This window comes from Actinocrispum sp. NPDC049592 (assembly GCF_040675465.1).
In the GTDB taxonomy this organism is placed as follows: domain Bacteria; phylum Actinomycetota; class Actinomycetes; order Mycobacteriales; family Pseudonocardiaceae; genus Kibdelosporangium.
Map to the genome: position 1 here is coordinate 1 of NZ_JBFAPA010000014.1, position 19492 is coordinate 19492.

Below are 19492 nucleotides of genomic sequence, written 5' to 3' on the forward strand. Positions count from 1 at the left end.
CCGGCGGGGCAGGTCGCAGACCTGCCCCCTTTGATCTGCCCCGTGCGCCGCAGGGATCCCCGCACAAAATCGAACCGCCCCAACCACCAAATTGGCGCCGCCCCTGCTCGGGACAAGCGCCAACTGGCGACTAGGCAGATGTCGACTCGCTGGAGGCTGTGGCCTTTGCCTCCGGGTCGTAGGGCTCGTCACTCGTGGGGTCCCAGTCCGGGTTGGCGTTCTCCCACGTCACGATCGCCACGATGTGCTCCGCGAGGTCGCGGAACTCCTCGCCGTAGGAGTAGTCCTCGAACTTCTCCAGCAGCTTGCGGCCGCTGACGTTCTCGATCTCCAGCAGCATCTGGACCACCGAGAAGGAGTCCATGTCGGACATCGACTGCGGCTCGGGCATGTCGGGCTGCTCGGCGCAGATGGTCTTCGCGGTTTCGCGCACCAGCTCTTCGACTTTGTTGACGTCCGTCAGGTCGACCTCGGCAGCGCGATTCTCGTCGTCGTACATGTCTTGAACGACCCTTCCGGCTCATTCGGTGAATTACTTCGATTGCGGACGCGACGCTAGTCACGCTTCCGCTTTCCGGTCAACGAATGCGCACCGCTGTCCCGCCGGCGGGACAGCGCGGGTGTGTTCGGTCTTATCCCCGGGCCATCCCGCCGTGTACGTTTCCGGAAGATCTTCGGTACCCGCTCGCATGCTTTGTCCGAGCCGAACTGACTGGGTAACGGCTGACCCTCTGGAGGTGACCTGCCCTCATGGCGCAATACGTCTGGGGTTATTTGCCGGAGTACGAGAAAGAACGGGATGACATCCTCGACGCGGTCGACACGGTGTTCCGTTCCGGCAAGCTGGTACTCGGCCCGAGTGTCAAGTCTTTCGAGGAGGAGTTCGCCGCCTATCAGGGCGTGAACCACTGTGTCGGGGTCGACAACGGGACGAACGCGATCGTGCTCGGTCTGCGTGCTCTCGGTGTCGGCCGCGGCGACGAGGTGATCACGGTCTCGAACACGGCGGCGCCCACGGTGCTCGCGATCGACGCGACCGGCGCGACGCCGGTGTTCGTCGATATCGACCCGGACACCTACCTGATGCGGGTGGACCAGGTGGAGGCCGCGATCACCGATCGCACCAAGTGCCTGCTGCCGGTGCACCTCTACGGGCAGTGCGTCGACATGGCGCCGCTCAAGCAGATCGCCGAGAAGCACGGTCTGCCCATCCTCGAGGACTGCGCGCAGGCTCACGGCGCGCGGCACCACGGCCAAATCGCCGGCTCGTTCGGCAACGCCGCGGCGTTCTCGTTCTACCCCACCAAGGTGCTGGGCGCCTACGGTGACGGTGGCGCGACGATCACCCCGGACCCCGAGATCGACGCGAAACTGCGCCGGTTGCGGTACTACGGCATGGAGGACGTCTACTACGTCGTCTCCACGCCCGGCTACAACAGCCGGCTCGACGAGGTGCAGGCCGAGATCCTGCGCCGCAAGCTGACCCGGCTGGACGACTACATCGCCTCGCGCAGGCAGATCGCGTTCCGCTACGAAGAGGCCTTCGCCGGCACCGACCTGGTCACGCCGAAGCTGGCCCCGGGCAACGACCACGTGTACTACGTGTACGTCGTCCGCCACCCCAAGCGCGACCAGATCATGGCCGCGCTGAAGGAACACGGCATCTCGCTGAACATCAGCTACCCGTGGCCGGTGCACACCCAGTCGGGGTTCGCGCACCTGGGCTACGGGGAGGGTTCGCTGCCGGTGACCGAGCAGGTCGCGCACGAGATCTTCTCGCTGCCGATGTACGCCTCACTGTCCGATGTGGAGCAGGAGCGCGTGATCGAGGCGCTGCACGGAGTGCTGGCCAAGCTGTAGAGACGTTGAGGCATCTGGAGGGCTCACGAGATGAAGCGACTTGCGGTGCTCCATGAGGAGCTCAACCTCAGGCCGTGGACGGCCGATGGCACGCTCGTGTCCACAAGCGAGTTCCACGACTGGTGGTCGCAGCGGCTGGAGAGCGGGCAGTTCGCGGTCGAGCAGATCCCGTTCGACCAGCTGACCAACTGGGGTTTCGCGCCCGAGACGGGCAACCTTGGCCACGCGAGCGGGCGGTTCTTCTCGATCGAGGGCCTGCAGGTGCGCAGCGGCGCGGAGACCACCTTCGCGCAGCCGATCATCAACCAGCCGGAGATCGGCATCCTCGGCATCCTGGTCAAGGAGTTCGACGGGGTGCTGCACTGCCTGATGCAGGCCAAGATGGAGCCGGGCAACATCAACACGCTCCAGCTCTCGCCGACCGTGCAGGCCACCCGCAGCAACTACACCCAGGTGCACCGCGGCAGCAGCACGCGGTACCTGGAGTACTTCGTCGGTCCCGGCCGCGGCCAGGTGCTGGTGGACGTGCTGCAGTCCGAGCAGGGCGCGTGGTTCTGGCGCAAGCGCAACCGCAACGTGGTGGTGCTGGCGACCGGGGACGTGCCGGTGCACGAGGACTACTGCTGGCTGAGCCTGCAGCAGATCGGCGAGCTGACCCAGGTGGACAACCTGGTCAACATGGACGCCCGGACGGTGTTGTCCTGCATGCCGTTCTCCATCCCGGACGAGTCGAGCGTGCCGACCGGTGAGCCGTTCAAGGACGCGCTGATCCGGTCGTACCAGTACCAGTCCAAGGGTGAGCCGGTGCCCGCGCTGCACACGGCGGGCGAGATCCTCAGCTGGTTCACCGAGGCCAAGACCCGCTGTGACTGGTCGGCCCGGCTGACCTCACTGTCCTCTGTGGATGGCTGGTCGCGGGACGCGTTCGAGATCGCCGACGACGAGGGCAAGAGCTTCCGGATCATCGGCGTCGACGTGCACTCGGTGACGCGTGAGGTGAAGAGCTGGCGCCAGCCGCTGTTGTTCCCACGGGGACAAGGGCGGGCGGCGTTCATCGCCAAGCCGATCAACGGCGTGCTGCACCTGCTCGTGCAGGCGCGGCCGGAGTACGGCCTGATGGACATGGTGGAGATGGCCCCGACCGTGCACCTGTTGCCCGGTCACGACATCACGGACGTCAAGGAGGACTTCCTGCGTGCAGCGCTGACCTCCGACAAGTCCACTGTGCACTATGACCACATGCTCTCCGAGGAGGGCGGCCGGTTCCACCACGCCTTGACGCGCTACCAGCTGATCGAGGCGGGGGAGGACTTCCCGGTGGACGTGCCGCCGAACTTCTGCTGGACGACCATGCGGCAGCTGATCGACCTGTTGCGGCACGGGCACTATCTCAACATCGAGGCCAGGAGCCTGCTGGCCTGCATCCACAGTCTCTGCTGAGAAAGGGGCAACCGTGCGACTGCTGTTCACGACCGCGCCGTTGAGCGGTCACCTCTTTCCCTTGGTGCCACTGGCCTGGGCGGCTCGCGCCGCCGGGCACGAGGTGCTGGTCGCCACGACCGAGAACTTCGTGCCCGCGGTCCTGGGCGCCGGCCTGCCGGCCGTCTCCTGGGGACCGGCCATGGACTTCGTCGACGTGGTCGCCGAAGAACCACCGGTCCCGGCCGATGACGTGACGGTTCGCCGCCGTGCCAACGGAATGGCGTTCGGCCGGATGGCCCGCCGGACCCTGCCCGGGGCCCGGCGGGTGGTCGAGGCGTGGCACCCGGACCTGGTGGTCAGCGAACGTGCCGAGTTCGCCGGACCGGTGGCCGCGGCCCGCAATGACGTTCCGTTCGTGGAGTTCCATTGGGGCATCCCGGAACTCACCGAGTATCGGACCGGTGCCACCGAAGCGCTCGCGGACGTGCCCGGGTTCGACGGGCTGCCGGTGCCGATCGAGACGCTGGACCCTTGGCCGGTCAGCATGCGCCTGCCGCACGCTGTCGATCACCAAGGCGTGCACAGTGTTTCGTACAACGGCGAGGCACGCGTGCCGGACTGGCTGCTGCAACCACCGCAGCGGCCGCGGGTTTGCGTCACCTTCGGCACTCTGCTGCCGAGGATCGCGGCGCTGGGCGTGCGTGAGGTGGTGGCGCCGGTGCTGGACAGCCTGGCCGGGCTGGGCCTCGAGGTCTACCTCGCGGTGGACGACCAGGTGCTCGACCAGTGGCCGGAGCTGGCTCGTTCGTCCACTGTGGCCGGACGGATGCCGCTGGGCCAGGTGCTGCCGACCTGTGACCTGATGATCAACCACGGTGGTCAGGGCACCATCCTGACCGCGCTGGACGCGGGCTGCCCGCAGCTGGTCCTGCCGCACATGGACGACCAGTTCGAGAACGCCGAGGCCGTGGTGAAGGCGGGCGCCGGGATGTGCCTGGCGTTCGACGAGTTCACCCCGCGGCTGGTTGCCGAGCGCTGCGCGACCCTGCTGAGCGACCCCGGCTTCGGCACGCAGGCCGCGCGGGCGGCGTCCGAGCTCGCCGCGCAGCTGTCCCCGGTGGAGATCGTGGACCTGCTCGCGAAACTGGCCGACTGACAACGGATCACCGCGAAAGACGTTGGGAGTAGATGAGTATGCCGGGCTCGTTGAAGATCGTCGAGATGACGATCCCGAATGCCTACCGGCTCATCCCGGAGCGCTACCCGGACCACCGGGGCAGCTTCCACGAGGGTTTCCGGTCCGATGAGCTGTCCGAGGTGATCGGGTATCCCTTCGTCGTCGGGCAGGCGAACTACTCGGTCAGCTGCCGCGACACCGTGCGCGGCATCCACGGCACGCTGCTGCCGCCGGGCCAGGCCAAGCTGGTCACCTGCATCGGCGGCGCGGTCATGGACGTGGCGGTGGACCTGCGGATCGGCTCGCCCACGTTCGGCCAGTACGACGTGACCTACCAGGACGAGGACTCCGGCATCGCGGTGTACCTCGCCGACGGTCTCGGCCACGCGTTCCACGCGCTGACCGACGGCGCCCGGATGAACTACCTGTGCTCGGAGGAGTACATCCCCGGCACGATGCTGGAGATCAACCCGATGGACCCGGACATCGGCATCCCGTGGAAGCTCACCGGCGAGGCCATCATGTCCGAAAAGGACGCCGGGGCGCTCGGCCTGCACGAGGCCGCGGCCCAGGGACTCCTGCCCACCTACGAGGAATGCCTCGCGCACTACGAGGCACTGAAGAACAACCTGCCAGCGCGCCGGCCCATGGGAGTCGAGACCGCCCAGTGACGACCGCCGTCCTGCTGCCCATCCACTGAACTACCGGAGTTGCGCCGATGACGAGTAACCAAGCGGTCCAGCGGCTGCGTTTCGGGGTCATAGGCTGCGCGGACATCGCGTGGCGCCGAACGCTGCCGGCGATGGCCGACAACCCGGCGATCGAGACGGTCGCGATCGCCAGCCGGGACAAGCGACGCGCGACCGAGTTCACCGACCGGTTCGGTGGGACCCCGCTGGGCGACTACGCGGCGGTGGTCGAGAGCGAGGACGTCGACGCGGTCTACATCCCGCTGCCGCTGATGATGCACGCCGAGTGGGTCGAGCGATGCCTGGACGCGGGCAAGCACGTCCTGGTCGAGAAGCCGATGACCGACAGCTACAAGGAGTCCAGCCGCCTGGTCGAGCTGGCCCGCTCACGCGGCCTGGTGCTGATGGAGAACTACATGTTCCTCCACCACTCCCAGCACGCGGCCGTGCGAAAGATGCTGGACGACGGGGTGATCGGTGAGCTGCGCGGGTTCCGCGGCGAGTTCACCATCCCGCCCAAGCCGCCCGGCGACATCCGCTACCAGCTCGACGTCGGCGGCGGCCCGTTCCTGGACTTCGGCGGCTACCCGGTGCGCGCGGCCCTGCACGTGCTGGGCAAGAAGCTCCAGGTCGTCGGCGCGGTGTTCCGCCGGGACGCCGAGCTGGACGTGGTCATGTCCGGCAGCGTTCTGCTCGCCACCGAACAGGGTGTGCCGGTGCAGCTGACCTTCGGCATGGAGCACTCGTACCAGAACGCCTACAGCCTCACGGGTTCCACCGGGCGGCTGATGGTCGACTGGGCGTTCACCCCGCCGCACACCCACCGGCCGGTGGTCCGGATCGAACGCCAGGACCACCGCGAGGAGCTGGTGCTCGACGCGGACCACCAGTTCGCCAACGTGATCGACCGGTTCGTCGCGACCCTGCGGACCGGCGAAGACCTGCGGCAGGAACACGAAGGCACGCTGGAACAGGCGGCCCTGATGGAACAGATCGAACTGGCCGCGGTGAACATTCCCATCTGACTGACATCACCTGTACACGCACCGTCCGTATGCGGTGGTGCCAACCGGATAGTAGGAGTTTCTCTCATGTCGACAAGTTCTCAGTGCCGCGTGTGCGGCGGCACCGTCACCGAGTTCTTCGACTTCGGCCGCCAGCCGCTGTCGGACGCCTTCCTCAAGCCCAGCGCGGACTTCAGCCAGGAGTTCTTCTTCCGGCTCGCCGTCGGGCTGTGCGGCACCTGCACGATGGTGCAGTTGATGGAGGAGGTGCCACGGGACCGCATGTTCAATGAGGACTACCCCTACTTCTCCTCGGGGTCCACGTTCATGCGCAGCCACTTCGAGTCGCTGGCCAAGTACCTGCTGGCCAACGAGCTCACCGCGGACGACCCGTTCGTCGTCGAGATGGGCTGCAACGACGGGGTGATGCTCAAGACGATCGCCGACGCCGGTGTGCGGCACCTGGGCGTCGAGCCGTCCGCGAGCGTCGCGGATGTGGCCGCGTCCAAGGGTGTCCGCGTGCGGAAGTCGTTCTTCGAGGAGTCGACCGCCCGCGAGATCCTGGCCGCGGACGGCCCGGCGGACGTGATCTACGCGGCGAACACGCTGTGCCACATCCCCTACATGGACTCGATCCTGGACGGGGTGGCCGCGCTGCTCAAGCCGACCGGCGCGTTCATCTTCGAGGACCCGTACCTCGGCGAGATCGTGGCGCGCACGTCGTTCGACCAGATCTACGACGAGCACTTCTACTTCTTCACCCTGCGTTCGGTGCAGGAGATGGCCTCCCGGCACGGCCTGGAGCTGGTCGACGCCGAGCGGCTCACCGTGCACGGCGGCGAGGTGCGCTACACGTTGGCGCCCAAGGGACAGCGCAAGCCCACCGAGGCGATGCGCAAGCTGCTCGCCGAGGAGGAGGCCCAGAACCTCACCGACATCGCCACCCTGCGGGGGTTCGGCGCCAAGGTCGAGCGCAACCGCGACGACCTGCTTGCCGTGCTGCGCAAGGCCAAGGACGAGGGCAAGCGCGTGGTCGCCTACGGTGCCACGGCCAAGAGCGCGACCGTGACCAACCTGGCCGGCATCGGCCCGGACCTGGTCGAGTTCGTCTGTGACACCACCCCGGCCAAGCAGGGCCGGGTCACCCCGGGCACGCACATCCCCGTGCGTGAGCCGTCCGCGTTCACCTCGGACTACCCGGACTACGCCCTGCTGTTCGCGTGGAACCACGCCGAGGAGATCATGGCCAAGGAGACCGCTTTCGCCGACGCGGGCGGCAAGTGGATCCTCTACGTCCCCGACGTCCGCCTGGTCTGAGGCACGGGCCGCGCGGAACCCCTTCCGTGCGGCCCTTTTCCTTCTGGAGAAAGGGAAGTTCATGAGTGTCAGCGGCCTGTTCAACTCGGTGGTCGCGGGGTACGCCATCGCCACGGCGTGGGAGACGGGCGCGCTGGACGAGCTTTCCGCACGCGGCAGGCTGGACATTCCGTCGTTCTGCTCACGCAACGACCTGCACCAGCCCTCGATCCGCGGCATGTTCGCCGCTCTGGCTTCGGCTTCCGTGGCCGAGGTGTCCGGGGACTCGGTGGTGGCAGGACCGTTGTTCTCGGAAGTGCTGGAGCACAAGGCGTTCTTCCACTGGCTGACCATCGGCTGCGGCTCGTTGTTCTCCGACATGCCGCGCGTTGTCCGCAACGACAACCGGTCCGGTGAGTTCTACCGCCGGGACGCGGCCGCGATCGCCTATGCGTGCCGGGAGATCAACGCCCAGTGCTTCGACCCGGCATTCTTCCGTGCGCTGTCCGCTTTGGACTTCACCCCGGCCGCGGTCGCGGACCTCGGCTGCGGGAGCGGTGGCCGGCTGGTCCAGCTCGCGTCCCGGTTCCCCGATGTCCAAGGGGTCGGCGTCGACATCGCCGGGGACGCCTTGCGGGCGGCCGAGAAGTTCGTGCACAACGAGGGACTCGGCGACCGGTTCAGCTTCGTCGAGGGGGACGCCCGGTCCCTTGTGGACGATCCGCAGTTCGCCTCGGTCGAGCTGCTCACGTGTTTCATGATGGGCCACGACTTCTGGCCGCGCGCGGACTGCGTCGAGTCGCTGCGGCGGCTGCGGCAGGCTTTCCCGAACGTCCACCGGTTCCTGCTCGGCGACACCGCCCGGACCCAGAACATCCCCGACGTGGACAAGCCCGTCTTCACCCTCGCCTTCGAGACCGCGCACGACCTCATGGGCGTCACCATCCCCACGCTCGACGACTGGGCCGGGGTCTTCGCCGAGGCAGGCTGGCGAGTGGTGGACATGTACACAGTGGACACACCCGCCGACTCGTTCATCTACGCGCTGGAGCCGATGTCCTGAGGCAGCCAGTCGGCCAGCTCGTGCATGAGAGCCACGGGCTGGTCGTAGTGCATGAGGTGGCTGCTGGACGGCACGACGGTGAGGGTCGAGTCCGGGATCAGCTCGCGCAGCCGGTGCGCACGCTCCACGGGGATCCACGTGTCCTGTTCGCCCCACACGATGCGCACCGGGATGGCGATGGTATCCAGCCTGGACTCGTTGTCGCGGAGGAACTTCTCGTCGTAGTGGACGATCTGCCGGTAGAAAGCGGGCTGGCCCTGCTCGCCGGTCCACGGCTCGACCAGCGCGTCGAGAACGTCGTCTGACAGGCCTTTCGCGCTCGCGTTGGCGATGTAGGCCCGCACGATGGCGCGGTGGACGTAGCCGGGCAACTGGTCGAGCAGACCGGGGTTCGCCTGCACGAACTGGAAGAACGGCGATCCGCTCGGCGGAATCGCCACAACGTCCACCAGCATCAGCGAAGCGTATGCCGCTGCCTCGAACAGGTGCGCCCGCAACGACACGGCCCCGCCGAAGTCGTGCGCGATCACGTGCGGATCGGTGAGGCCCCAGTGGCCGAGCAGAGCGGCGAAAGCGCTTGCCTGGGCGCCGAAGTCGACCAGGTGGCGACCGTCCTTCGACGACTGCCCGTATCCCGGCATGTCCCAGAGGTAGACGGTGAAGTCGCGGGCGAGGGCCTCGGCGAAGGGCTGCCACAGCAGGGAAGAGAACGGCGTCCCGTGGCAGAACACCACGGCGGGGCCGGTTCCCTTGCGCGCCCATGCGATCCGGCGGCCTTCCCACTCGAAACGTTGATCGAGTTCCATGGACCCACGGTAGCCGGGTTTCAGGCGGCGCTGACGATCGTCTTCGGGGTGAGCCGCCCTTTCTCCGGTTCCTTGGTGATCGCGCCTTTGGCGGCCGCGGAGGTCAAGGCGTTCACGGCGTCGGCGGGGCGGTAGATCGTCTCCATCAGGGTGTGCTGCTGGAGGTCGGCGACGGTGGTCGGGCCGCGGCGGGTCAGCTCGGCCAGCAGGACTCGCCGCAGCGGCAGCAGCTGCGGGGTCAGGGAGATGTCGACGAGGGCGTGTTCGGTGTCGTGTGGGTCGCGGTAACGGATCCCGGCGAACTCGTCCGCGGCCCACAGCTCGTTCTTGAAGATCGCGAGGTGCTTGCTGTCCCCGGTGGCGAACAGCAGAAGCTCCGCGTGGCCGTCATCGTCCACCAACTCGACGGCGACAGTGCAGGTCAGACCCTTGCTGTGCAGGTGGTCGCGGTACTCGTCGGCCTGCTCGACCGCGGGCAGGCTCAGCAGGACCTCCCGGCCCTTGCCCTTGCCGAGCTGGTCGACCAGCCGCCACGCATCCGCCTCGGCCACGGCGTCGAGGTGGGCCAGCACCGGCCCGGTCACCTTGAGATCAGCCGGGTCGGTGAGTGTCCGGACGGTCAGCCCTTCTGGCCGTTCGCCCAGCTCCACGGCGGGGCCGACCAGCACCATGTCGAGATGATGGCCGTCATCCATCCGGTCGGCCGACTCGCCGAACACCCGGAACGCGTCCACAACGAACTCGGCGGCTCCGGACTCCACATACGTCGCACCGCGTTGCGACCGCAGCGCCACCGGTGTCCAAGCATCGAGGTACCGCACCAGCACCTCCCGCTTGACCGCGAGATGCGGGTCACGGCGCCTCGCGCGCTCGGACATACATCGGTTCTACCCCGCGGACCCACGTCACGCCAGGGGGAACCCGATTGCCTCGGCATCGCCCAGCACGCTGTCCAGCTCCCGGCCGGGCGACAGGCGGGTGACCGTTCGCTGGTCGAGCGGCTCATGGGCATAAACGCTGGCCACGGCCTCTGGATCGATGGGTGGCCGGGACTCGTAGTAGCTCGCCGCCCAGCTCACGTAGGCTTCCGGGCCGCCGCCGAGGATCTGCAGCATTCCCGAGCCGTCCGGATCGGTCTGGGTGCCGAACAGCGGCGGAAACTCGATCTCACCAGCGTGCCATCGGTCATCGGTGTGCAGCCGCCACAGGCAGAAGGTCACCAGCGGCGGGTCGAACTCCCCGGCGCCCGCCAGCAACGGTTCGGCCAGCTGCTCGGCGAAAGCGTCCGGCACCGCGTCGAGCACCCCGGGCCAGACGCTCTGATCGTCCTGCACCCACGGGCTCATGTCGGACTCGTGGTCGAACCCGTACACAAGCGCCCCGGCCTGGGTGAACGCGATGTTGAAGTAGTCGCCGCTGCCGTTGTCCATCGAAGCGAGCCCGTTGTCCTTCCGGTACTTGTAGTACCGATGGGACGACTCCGGGCACACCACCGCGTCGAGCATCGCGATCGCCTGACACCGCAACCGCAGCACGTCGGGTCCGGGCAGCCCTTCCGCCGCCTCGTGGACATTCCCCCACACCCCATGACCGGTCATGCGGCGAGATCCTAACTTGGTAGAACGGAGGCATGACTCGATGGGATGTCCACCGGCTTCCGGCGCAGCAGGGGAAGACCTTCCTGGTCACGGGGGCGAACGCGGGGATCGGTTACTTCGTCGCCGAGCAGCTCGCGGGCGCTGGAGCCGAGGTCGTGCTGGCGGCCCGCTCGCCGGCGAAGGCCGAGACGGCGATGCAGGCGATCCGTGGTCAGGTCCCGGATGCCCGGCTCCGGTCGTTGACGTTGGATCTGGGTGATCTCGCCGCCGTCCGCGCGATTGCCGTGACCCGGCTCGACGGGATCGTGCTGAACGCGGGGGTGTACACCGAAGGCGAGCGCCAGGAGACCGTCGACGGCCACGAACTGATGTACGGCACCAACCATCTTGGTCACTTCGCTTTGGCGGCCGTGCTTTACCCAATGCTCAACGATGGGGCGCGAATCGTCACCATGAGCAGCTTCGTCGCCCGATCGGCCACTTTGGACCTGTCCGATCTCGAGTCACTCACCCCGCCCTTCGAAGGTGAGGCCGCGTACAAGAAGTCCAAGCTGGCACAGACCATTTTCGCGCTGGAACTCGACCGCCGCCTCCGCGCCGCGAGCAGCTCCATCGTCAGCCTCGCCGCGCACCCGGGCGGAGCACTCGACGGCCTGACGCCGCCCCGGCCGACGGCCAGCGAACGCTCGGCTGCCGATCTGCTGAAAGCGCCTTTGTTGCAGGGCAAGGACAAGGGCGCGTGGCCCGCGGTCCGTGCTTTGCTGGATCCCGAAGCCGAAGGCGGTCAGCTGTGGGGTCCGCGGTTTCTCAGGGTGAAGGGCCGTCCCAGGCTGGAACGGCCCTCCGGCTCGATGCTCGATCCTGATGTGGCTGCCGAACTCTGGACCCAGTCAGCGGATGCGGCTGGCGTCAGTTGGAAGCTCTAGGGGTAGTTGACCACGTTGCTCGGCACGGTTCCTGGCTGGGTGACCGCACCGGTGTCGTTGATGACGTGGGTGATCGTCCCCTGGTAGTTCAGGGAGACCGTGAGCAGACTGTGGAAGCGAACGCCTGAGGTGTTCGGTACTTCGAAGGCGTGGTAGGCGTTCACGGACGGGTTGACGTTGAAGTAGTTGTAGCTGCCCAGTCCCCAGCCTTCGTGACTGGTGACGTTCGCGCCGACCTTGTAGGCGGCGTAACCGTTCACCCCGGCCGGGCTGTTCCAGGACGCCTGGTTGGGCACGTCGTAGGGCATCTCGTTCTGGAAGAAGATGGTCCGGCCGTTCTGGCCGTTCCAGATCACCTCGTACTTCTGGTAGTGCTCGACGAACAGGCCGGTGGCCAACACGTTGTTGCCGTTGACCAACAGACCGGTGTCAGCGGTGTTGACGCCCCAACCGACCGTGCCCGCGTTGCCGTGGTCGGCGCGCCACGCCCAGATGTGGTCGATGATCACGTTGTTGCTGTTGACGATCAGGCTGTTGCTGGCCTTACCGGCGACCGAGCCGCCGATCCGGAAGAACACGTCCTGGACCGTCGTGGGGTTGCCGGAGTGGCTGGCCGAGGAACCGGACGGACCCACGGTCAGCAGGGCCGCGGAGTTGGTCGTCCCAGCGTCGAACAACAGGCCCTTCAGCCGCACGCCGTCCACATCGGACACCTGCATGGCGTTGACCCCGTTGTCCGGGATCAGCGTGGGGTAGCCGACGCCGAGCACGACCGTGCCGGCGCGGGTGATGTTCAGCGTCTGGTTCAGGTGGTAGACGCCCGGCGTGAAGAACAGGTTGCAGCCACTGGTCAGCGCGGCGTTGATCGTGGCCGCGGTGTCACCGGCCTTCACGACGTAGAACTGGCTCATCGGCAGCGACGAGCCCGGCGTGCTGCCGCTGCCCCAGCTCGGGCCGGAGGCGTTGGTGCGCAACGAAGGCAGGAACACGCGGTACCGGCCGGAACCGTCGATGTACAGGTACGGCACGTCCCGTGAGATCGGCGTGGTGCCGAGGGTGGTCTCCGGCGGGGTCGGGAATGTGGTCGCCGGAGCGCCGGTCGTCCCGGAGAACACCATGTTCCAGACGCCACCGTCCCAGCGGCCGTAGTTGGTGTCCCGCGTGTACCACTGCTGCTGCGAAATCGACGCGGTCAGGCCGGAAACTCGGCTGTCCGCGATGTAACCGCCGCTGGCCCAACCGAAACTGGCTGGGTACAGCTGGAGATCACCGCGCACGTCGATGCGCCGGAACGGGGCCGCCTGAGCTACCGCCCACCGGTTGCCGCCGGCCGGGTTGATCGCCAGGTTCTCGGCTGAGCGCCAGAAGTTCTGCGTGGCGTTGCCCGCGTCGGAGGCGTTGAAGGCGTCGACCGTGATGTGGCCGTTGATGACGACGTCACCAGGGTTCTGCCCAAGGCCCGCGACCGAGGTGTAGAAGCCGACGTTGTCGTTGACGCTGTAGCTGCCCGGCTTGAACAAATGCGCCACCCGGCGCTCGGCGAACTGCGCGGTCAGGGTGTCCTTCTGGGCGTTGAAGTCGGCGTCGAGCTGGCCCTGGATGGTGCCGGCCGACATGCCCGGGTCGAAGATCCGGACGTTCGGCCCGAAGTTGGGCACATCCGGCTGGGTCGTGCAGCCGGCTGCCGTGCCGATCGTGTATGTGGCGCTGGCCACCGGGGAGTTCGCCAGGCCGGATGCGATGCCGATCGCGTTGATGGTCCTGGTGCTGGGAACCGAGATCGGCCCGGTGTACAAAGTAGACGAAGCGGTCGGCGTCGATCCGTCCACTGTGTACCGGATGGACGCGCCGGGCGTGCTGTCTGACAGCGTTACCGTTTGCGCGGAGGAGTAGACACCGCCGGGTGGGCTGAACGTCGGCGTGGCCACCGTGCCGGCGCCGGAACCGTGGGTGTAAGTGAAGTGGGGCGTGTCGAACTGGGGCCCGTTCTTCTCGTAGGTGAACCAGTAGTCCAGGACCGTGCCGGTGGTCAGCGAGCCGACGGTGTGCTGCCAGGTCCCGTTGTTGTTGGTCATCCGGACGTTCTGCTGGCCCAGGCCCGGCACGCCGGTGTAGTGGACGTCCACGTACAGCGCCGGGGTGGTCGGGGTGAACGAGATCTGGGCCTGGCTGGCACTCACCTGGGTGGCACTCTGGGTGTAGTCCGCTGCCAGGGCGGTACCACTGGGGACCACGGACGCGGCCGTGACGGCTAAGGCGACCAGAATGGCGCGCCAGCCACGTTGCTGACTTCGAAGCACGGATCATCACCTTCCATGGCAGGGGCATAGCGTGGTGCGAGAGCGCTCTCACAGAGAGGGTAGCCGGGTGACCGGCCCGAACGGAAGCGCTCTCACACCACGCCGGTGATGAACAGTGCTGGTAAAGGGCTTTATGCGCCCGTGGTGGAGCCGGGGCGGACGATCATCAGCACCGTGACGGCGGCCCAGAGCAGGTTGAACAGCCCGGTGTACATCGCCAACCGGCCCACGGCGACGCCATCAGCGAGAATTCGGTGCTGCTGGGGGAGAACCAACAGCACGAGCACCACGGCCGCGACCGCGGTCAACGCGATGGAGATGATCAGCCAGGTGTCACCGAGCACGCCGAGGCTGCCCGCGGTGGCGAGCCCGAAGAAGGGCACGGCCACGCCGACGGCCGCGTAGACCCGGCAGATCCGGTTCAGCGAACGGAGAACGGCCACATCCCCTCGCCGCAGGACGGCGGGGAACATGCTGGCCGCGACGGCGACCGGCCCGATGGCGACAATGGCGGCCAGCACATGGACGGCGAGCAGGAACTTGGTCATCGCCACACTACGCCACGACGTTCGTGCCGGAACAACGTTTCCACGTCATGTGCGACGCGCGGACTCACTTCCCGCTCCAGCAGGTACAACCCGAGGTCCAGACCAGAGGTGACGCTCGAAGCCGTGACAAGGTCACCGTCGTCGACGACACGTGCGTCGACGACGAGGACCCCGGTGGCCGCCAACGGGTCCAGCCCGAGGTGGTGGGTGGTGGCGGGGCGGCCCTTGATCAGCCCGGCCATCGCCAACACGAGTGAGCCCCCGCAAACCGTGGCGACCGTGACCCCGTCCCGGTCGAGGGCTTCCTTGAGCAGACCGGGCAACGGCGTGCCGAGGGTGGCCGCGAGCAGCATGGGGATCTCGTTCTCCACATCCCCGGCCGCGCCCGGCACGATGACGATGCCCGCCCGCGAAGGATCAAGCCGGGCGGTGGCCTCCAGGGTCAGCAGGTTCGAACCGGCAGGCACCCGGCGCGGCCCCTCGGCTGACACCAGCTCCACCTCCACGCCACCGGAGGCCAGCACCTCGTAGGGTGCGATGACGTCCAGTGGGTCGAACCCGTCGAACAACACGACCTGCGCAAGCAATCGGATCAGCCCTCTCGGAGTTGGCGGTGCCGCAGACGCTAGCGGCGCCAGGCACCGAGCAGAACTGGCTGGATTGCCACACTCCAACGGATTCTCGCCAACACATCTGAGCTGCGGAAATGTTCAGATACCCTGGTGAAACCGGTTGGCAAGCTCGTACCATACGGCCATGCACACAGTGGTCGTGCTCGCCCTGGACCAGGTCATCCCGTTCGACCTGGCCACCCCGATCGAGGCGTTCACCCGCACCCGCCTGCCCGACGGTCGTGTCCCGTACCGCCTCAAGGTCGCCGGTGTCGGGTCCACAGTGGACGCTGGAGCGTTCACCCTGCAGCCGAGGTTTGGCCTGGAGGCGCTGGCTGAAGCCGACACGATCGTCCTGCCCGGCTGCGCGGACGTCACCGCGCCCGTGCCCGGGGAAGCCCTCCAGGCGCTGCGAAAGGCGGCGGCCAACGGCACGCGGATCGCGTCGATCTGCTCGGGTGCCTTCGTCTTCGCCGCCACCGGGCTGCTCAACGGGCTGCGTGCGACCACCCATTGGATGGCGGCCGATCTTCTGGCGCGGCGCCATCCCGAGATCGACGTCGACCCGGATGTGCTCTACGTCGACAATGGACAGTTCCTCACGTCGGCCGGTGCCGCCGCGGGACTGGACCTGTGTCTGCACATGATCCGCCGCGACCACGGATCAGCGGTGGCGGCCGACGCGGCCCGCCTCGCGGTCATGCCGTTGGAACGTGAAGGCGGGCAAGCGCAGTTCATCGTCCACGACCAGCCGCCCACCCCTCGCGGCTCCGTCCTCGAACCGGTGTTGACCTGGATGGAGGACAACGCGGCGAAGGAGCTGACCCTGGAGGACATCGCGGCCACCGCGGGTATGAGCACCCGCACTCTGAACCGCCGCTTCCGCGAGCAGACCGGGACCACACCACTGCAATGGTTGCTGCAGGCACGAATTCGCCAGGCTCAGTACCTGCTCGAAGCCACCGACCACCCGGTCGACCGGATCGCGAGCCAGGTCGGCTTCGGCTCGCCCACGGCGTTCCGCGATCGTTTCAAAAGGACGGTGGGCACCAGCCCGAACAGCTATCGGGCGGCCTTCAAGGGATAGGGCGTGTCTGATGGAGGAGGCCCGTCAGACACGCCCTGGGCGCTGCGAGAGCCGGGAGAACTCTCGCAGCGCCCGGCGGATCAAGCGATGGGCTCGATCCAGATGTTGCGGAACCGCGGGTTCTCACCGGGATCGCCGTGATCCTGCAGGCGGATCGGGCCGGGTGAGACATCCTCCGGGATGGCATCTCCGGTGGGCCCGTTGATTTCCGCGTTGTTGTGCACCACGGTTCCGTTCCACACCACGGTCACCCGCGCGTTGTCCGTCTTCGCGCCAGCGGCGTCATAACGGGCAGCACGGAAGGTGATGTCGTAGGTCTGCCACGTCTGTGGTGCCGTGGCCATGTTGCGGTCGGGTGCCTTCTTCGAGTAGATGGCCCCGGCCTCGTCGTTGGCCAGCGTGGTGTCCCCATAGGAGTCAAGCACTTGCAGTTCGTACCGTTCCTGCAAGTAGACACCACTGTTGCCACGCGCCTGCCCGGTCACGTCGGGTGGGTAGTTGGGTTCGAGCCACTCGACGTGCATCCGGAAGTCGCCGAACTTCTGCTTGGTGCGGATGTCGCCACCGTTGGACTCCATCGAGCCGCCGGACACCGGCCAGGATGCGGCCCCGCCCGCTCGTTTCTCCCACGCCGAGAGATCGGTCCCGTTGAACAGCTGGATCCGTTGCACGGCAGTGAGAGTGATGTTGTCCAGGTTGACGTTGCCCGCGTCGCCGGCGTCGAACTTGTACGCGATGGTGTTGGCACCCGCGTTCAGGTCCACCGTCTCCGGCTGGACCGTCCAGGTGTCCCAGTTGGTCGTGCTGGCCAGGCGAACCTGTCTGATCTTGGTTCCGTTCACGTACAGGCTCAGGGACTTGGTCCCCGCCGACGGGTTGGGGCCGTTGGAGTAGCGCAATGCGACGTTGTACGCGCCCGCGGTGGCCGCGTTCACCGAGAATGTCGTTGCGGCGCCGCTGTTCCAGTAGCCGTCGACGAACCCGGTCGCGTTGTACCCGGGGTGGTCGGTGTTGACCGCGGCTCCGCCGCTCAAAGCAGCACGTTCCGCTTCGTAGGTCACCGCAGCGGGAACACCGCCGACCATGGAGTTCAACGTGTACCAGGCTTCCGTGCTCCACAACTGCGAGCCGGACTCGGCAGCGAACGGCCGCGGCGACCGCACGTACACCACACGCCCAGGCAACAGGCCGGGGATCTGGAGCGTGACGGTCTTGCGGTCGGCCGACACCGTGGCGGAGCTGACCGGCAACGACTGCTCGTCGACCTTCGGCCCGCCGTACGCGACCGTTGGCACGTAACGCCATTGCGAGACCCGGTACTTCGTGACCAGGTCCTGGATGGTCGCGGCGGACAACGGCTGGGTGTACTCCAGCTGGAACCCGCCCTGCACGGCCTTCATCGACAGGATGTCGAAGGTGCTGGTGCCGTTGAAACTCACCTTCTGCAGGCCGTATGCGAGCTTGCCGGGCTGGCCCCAGTTGCCGCCGCCGTCGATACCGCCGGTGTAGATGGCGCCGTCGGGGCCCAGGCTGATCCGGCTCACCCCGGACTCAAGCCCTTGGGTCATGCGGAAAACGGCGCCCTGGTACTCGCCGTTGACCTTCTCCAGGTAGATCCGCTGCAGGCCGCCGTAGGTCACGTCGCCGTAGACCATCTGCCCGGCGAAGATGCCGGACGGCAGCTGCACCGGGTTGCTGGGCGAGTTGGCGATCTCGTTGTGCGGCAACCACACCACCGGTTGCGTCACCGGCTGCGAGTCGAACAGGCCGGGCGGGTTGGTGTAGTGGTTGAAGAACCGGTTCTGCTTGATCCGCACGAGCTTGTTCGCGGGCAGCCAGCCGCCCTGGTTGTCGGTGACGAAGATGTCGCCTTCCGGGCCCCAGCCGATGCCGTGCGGTGTACGCAGGCCACCGGCGATGTACGTGACAGCGCCAGTGTTCTTGTCGACCTTGATGCTCGTGCCGCGGTTCGCCGACGGCTGCGGGTTGGTGGTGGCGCCGCCGAGGTCGATCGCCACGGACAGGTTGATGTAGAAGAACCCGTCCTTGTACAGCAACCCGAACGCGAACTCGTGGAAGTTCCCGTCGAACGGCCAGGTCGCGACCTGGCGGTAGACGTCGGTCACGCCGTCGCCGTTGGTGTCGTTGAGTTCCACGAGCCGGTTCTTCTCGGACACGTACAGCTTGCCGTCGACGTACTTGATGCCCATCGGTTCTCTCAGGCCGCTGGCGATGCGTTGTGTCTGCACGCGGGACGGATCCGTTGTGCCGGTGGCGTTGCTGATCAGGTAGACCTCACCGGCGATGTTGTTCGACCCGCCCCAGGTCGCGATGGCCAGGCGGCCGTCGGGCAGCCAGTCCATCCCGGTCACCTGCGGCTGGAAACCGTTGGGGCGCAGGTTGGTCAGCGTGAGCCCGGGATAGACGCCGGTCAGCGGCAGGCCGTCGCCGGGCGAGTCGGTTCCGCCCACGCATTCCTTGCGGCCCGGCGAGGTCACCCGCACGACTCCGGAATCCGTGCTGAGCACCGAGTTCGGCACCAGCGTGAACGCCGACGAGCCGGGTGGCTGCCAGTCCAGGGTGATCTGCTGGTCGCCCGCGTTGTCGAACTGCTCGATCTTCAACGCGTGATAACCGGTGGTCAGGGTGACCGAGCCGGTCATCGGGGTGGCGGCGTGCAGGCCGTCGTGGTTGATCACGATGGCGTCGTCGATCCGCAGCCGGGAACCGTCGTCGCTGGTCAGGCGGAACTGGTAGGTGCCAGCGGTGGTGATGTTGATGTTCGCGATCACCTCGGAGAAGAAGAAGTCGTTGAGGCCGAAGTCGGCGGTGCTGGTCCAGTTGATCGTGGACATCAGCTTGTCGACGTTCGGCGTCTGGCCGGTCTTCAACGTGCACAACCGGTCCAGGCCGACCTGCAGGTCGTAGGTCCGCAGTGTCACCCCGGGTTCCTGGGGCGGGATGGCGGCCCGCGCCGGCGCGGCGAGGCCGAGCAGGGTCATGATCAGGATGGTGAGCAGGGACAGGAGCCGACCGGGCGAACGGTGGCGGCGCGGGGAGGCATACGGAAGCATCGTCGCTCCTCGGATATAGCAGGGAATCGCC

Annotated in this window: 17 protein-coding genes; 9 read left to right on the plus strand and 8 right to left on the minus strand. The window is 67.1% G+C overall.

All coding sequences use genetic code 11. The features are described from left to right. Nucleotides 1-130: 130 nt before the first annotated feature. Nucleotides 131-499, minus strand: coding sequence for a hypothetical protein (locus AB0J95_RS30800; RefSeq protein WP_364765513.1), 369 nt, complete (start codon nt 497-499; stop codon nt 131-133). 251 nt (nt 500-750) lie between these two features. Here AB0J95_RS30800 and AB0J95_RS30805 point away from each other — a divergent pair, with 251 nt between their 5' ends. The 7 genes from AB0J95_RS30805 (at nt 751) to AB0J95_RS30835 (ending at nt 8511) form a co-directional block, all read left to right on the plus strand. Next, nucleotides 751-1860, plus strand: a complete 1110-nt coding sequence (locus AB0J95_RS30805) for a DegT/DnrJ/EryC1/StrS family aminotransferase (RefSeq protein WP_364765516.1) — start codon at nt 751-753, stop codon at nt 1858-1860. Between the two features lie 30 nt (nt 1861-1890). Beyond that, nucleotides 1891-3300 carry an NDP-hexose 2,3-dehydratase family protein gene (locus AB0J95_RS30810; protein WP_364765519.1) on the plus strand — a complete coding sequence of 470 codons (1410 nt, stop codon included), beginning with the start codon at nt 1891-1893 and terminating at the stop codon, nt 3298-3300. A gap of 13 nt (nt 3301-3313) precedes the next feature. After that, on the plus strand, nt 3314-4438 hold the full coding sequence (locus AB0J95_RS30815) for a nucleotide disphospho-sugar-binding domain-containing protein (RefSeq protein WP_364765522.1): 1125 nt from the start codon (nt 3314-3316) through the stop codon (nt 4436-4438). Nucleotides 4439-4470: 32 nt separating this feature from the next. Beyond that, entirely contained in the window at nt 4471-5130 is a 660-nt protein-coding gene (locus AB0J95_RS30820; protein WP_364765525.1) for a dTDP-4-dehydrorhamnose 3,5-epimerase family protein, read from the plus strand. Nucleotides 5131-5177: 47 nt separating this feature from the next. Further along, complete coding sequence (locus tag AB0J95_RS30825; protein WP_364765528.1) at nt 5178-6173, plus strand: Gfo/Idh/MocA family oxidoreductase; 996 nt, start codon at nt 5178-5180, stop codon at nt 6171-6173. Nucleotides 6174-6239: 66 nt separating this feature from the next. Further along, nucleotides 6240-7469 (plus strand): class I SAM-dependent methyltransferase, encoded by a 1230-nt coding sequence (locus AB0J95_RS30830; RefSeq protein WP_364765530.1) that lies wholly within the window; start codon nt 6240-6242, stop codon nt 7467-7469. 61 nt (nt 7470-7530) lie between these two features. After that, nucleotides 7531-8511, plus strand: coding sequence for a class I SAM-dependent methyltransferase (locus tag AB0J95_RS30835; RefSeq protein WP_364765533.1), 981 nt, complete (start codon nt 7531-7533; stop codon nt 8509-8511). On the opposite strand, the gene AB0J95_RS30840 is transcribed toward AB0J95_RS30835, so the two are convergent. From AB0J95_RS30840 to AB0J95_RS30850, 3 genes are read right to left on the minus strand one after another with little or no spacing between them, the layout of a single operon-like run. Next, the gene (locus AB0J95_RS30840) at nt 8487-9317 is read right to left on the minus strand and encodes an alpha/beta hydrolase (RefSeq protein ID WP_364765536.1); all 831 of its coding nucleotides are present in this window, start codon (nt 9315-9317) and stop codon (nt 8487-8489) included. The two genes, AB0J95_RS30835 and AB0J95_RS30840, sit on opposite strands and share 25 nt — an antisense overlap. Nucleotides 9318-9337: 20 nt before the next feature. Next, a complete protein-coding gene (locus tag AB0J95_RS30845) occupies nt 9338-10195 on the minus strand; it encodes a hypothetical protein (protein ID WP_364765539.1) in 858 nt (285 codons plus the stop codon). 27 nt (nt 10196-10222) lie between these two features. Then, nucleotides 10223-10915, minus strand: coding sequence for a hypothetical protein (locus AB0J95_RS30850; protein ID WP_364765542.1), 693 nt, complete (start codon nt 10913-10915; stop codon nt 10223-10225). Nucleotides 10916-10947: 32 nt separating this feature from the next. On the opposite strand from AB0J95_RS30850, the gene AB0J95_RS30855 reads away from it, so the two are divergent. Beyond that, nucleotides 10948-11841: an SDR family NAD(P)-dependent oxidoreductase gene (locus tag AB0J95_RS30855; RefSeq protein ID WP_364765545.1), complete on the plus strand. Its 894-nt coding sequence runs from the start codon at nt 10948-10950 to the stop codon at nt 11839-11841. On the opposite strand, the gene AB0J95_RS30860 is transcribed toward AB0J95_RS30855, so the two are convergent. The 3 genes from AB0J95_RS30860 to AB0J95_RS30870 all read right to left on the minus strand — a co-directional run bounded on the left by AB0J95_RS30860 (nt 11838) and on the right by AB0J95_RS30870 (nt 15276). Beyond that, nucleotides 11838-14141, minus strand: a complete 2304-nt coding sequence (locus AB0J95_RS30860; protein WP_364765548.1) for a chitobiase/beta-hexosaminidase C-terminal domain-containing protein — start codon at nt 14139-14141, stop codon at nt 11838-11840. The two genes, AB0J95_RS30855 and AB0J95_RS30860, sit on opposite strands and share 4 nt — an antisense overlap. Before the next feature lie 131 nt (nt 14142-14272). Further along, entirely contained in the window at nt 14273-14689 is a 417-nt protein-coding gene (locus AB0J95_RS30865) for a hypothetical protein (RefSeq protein WP_364765551.1), read from the minus strand. Next, nucleotides 14686-15276 carry a DJ-1/PfpI family protein gene (locus AB0J95_RS30870; protein WP_364765554.1) on the minus strand — a complete coding sequence of 197 codons (591 nt, stop codon included), beginning with the start codon at nt 15274-15276 and terminating at the stop codon, nt 14686-14688. The genes AB0J95_RS30865 and AB0J95_RS30870 overlap by 4 nt, the downstream gene beginning before the upstream one ends. Before the next feature lie 169 nt (nt 15277-15445). Here AB0J95_RS30870 and AB0J95_RS30875 point away from each other — a divergent pair, with 169 nt between their 5' ends. Continuing rightward, entirely contained in the window at nt 15446-16387 is a 942-nt protein-coding gene (locus tag AB0J95_RS30875) for a helix-turn-helix domain-containing protein (RefSeq protein WP_364765556.1), read from the plus strand. Nucleotides 16388-16467: 80 nt separating this feature from the next. Here AB0J95_RS30875 and AB0J95_RS30880 read toward each other — a convergent pair whose 3' ends face one another. Further along, entirely contained in the window at nt 16468-19461 is a 2994-nt protein-coding gene (locus AB0J95_RS30880) for a family 16 glycoside hydrolase (RefSeq protein ID WP_364765559.1), read from the minus strand. Nucleotides 19462-19492 lie beyond the last annotated feature (31 nt).

What these genes read in the sequence shown, in the direction of transcription:
- AB0J95_RS30880 (WP_364765559.1), bottom strand. Translation starts at nt 19,461, where the DNA reads ATGCTTCCGTATGCCTCCCCGCGCCGCCACCGTTCGCCCGGTCGGCTC.
- AB0J95_RS30875 (WP_364765556.1), top strand. Translation starts at nt 15,446, where the DNA reads ATGCACACAGTGGTCGTGCTCGCCCTGGACCAGGTCATCCCGTTCGAC.
- AB0J95_RS30865 (WP_364765551.1), bottom strand. Translation starts at nt 14,689, where the DNA reads ATGACCAAGTTCCTGCTCGCCGTCCATGTGCTGGCCGCCATTGTCGCC.
- AB0J95_RS30845 (WP_364765539.1), bottom strand. Translation starts at nt 10,195, where the DNA reads ATGTCCGAGCGCGCGAGGCGCCGTGACCCGCATCTCGCGGTCAAGCGG.
- AB0J95_RS30805 (WP_364765516.1), top strand. Translation starts at nt 751, where the DNA reads ATGGCGCAATACGTCTGGGGTTATTTGCCGGAGTACGAGAAAGAACGG.
- AB0J95_RS30830 (WP_364765530.1), top strand. Translation starts at nt 6,240, where the DNA reads ATGTCGACAAGTTCTCAGTGCCGCGTGTGCGGCGGCACCGTCACCGAG.
- AB0J95_RS30810 (WP_364765519.1), top strand. Translation starts at nt 1,891, where the DNA reads ATGAAGCGACTTGCGGTGCTCCATGAGGAGCTCAACCTCAGGCCGTGG.
- AB0J95_RS30835 (WP_364765533.1), top strand. Translation starts at nt 7,531, where the DNA reads ATGAGTGTCAGCGGCCTGTTCAACTCGGTGGTCGCGGGGTACGCCATC.
- AB0J95_RS30850 (WP_364765542.1), bottom strand. Translation starts at nt 10,915, where the DNA reads ATGACCGGTCATGGGGTGTGGGGGAATGTCCACGAGGCGGCGGAAGGG.
- AB0J95_RS30840 (WP_364765536.1), bottom strand. Translation starts at nt 9,317, where the DNA reads ATGGAACTCGATCAACGTTTCGAGTGGGAAGGCCGCCGGATCGCATGG.
- AB0J95_RS30825 (WP_364765528.1), top strand. Translation starts at nt 5,178, where the DNA reads ATGACGAGTAACCAAGCGGTCCAGCGGCTGCGTTTCGGGGTCATAGGC.
- AB0J95_RS30820 (WP_364765525.1), top strand. Translation starts at nt 4,471, where the DNA reads ATGAGTATGCCGGGCTCGTTGAAGATCGTCGAGATGACGATCCCGAAT.
- AB0J95_RS30855 (WP_364765545.1), top strand. Translation starts at nt 10,948, where the DNA reads ATGACTCGATGGGATGTCCACCGGCTTCCGGCGCAGCAGGGGAAGACC.
- AB0J95_RS30800 (WP_364765513.1), bottom strand. Translation starts at nt 499, where the DNA reads ATGTACGACGACGAGAATCGCGCTGCCGAGGTCGACCTGACGGACGTC.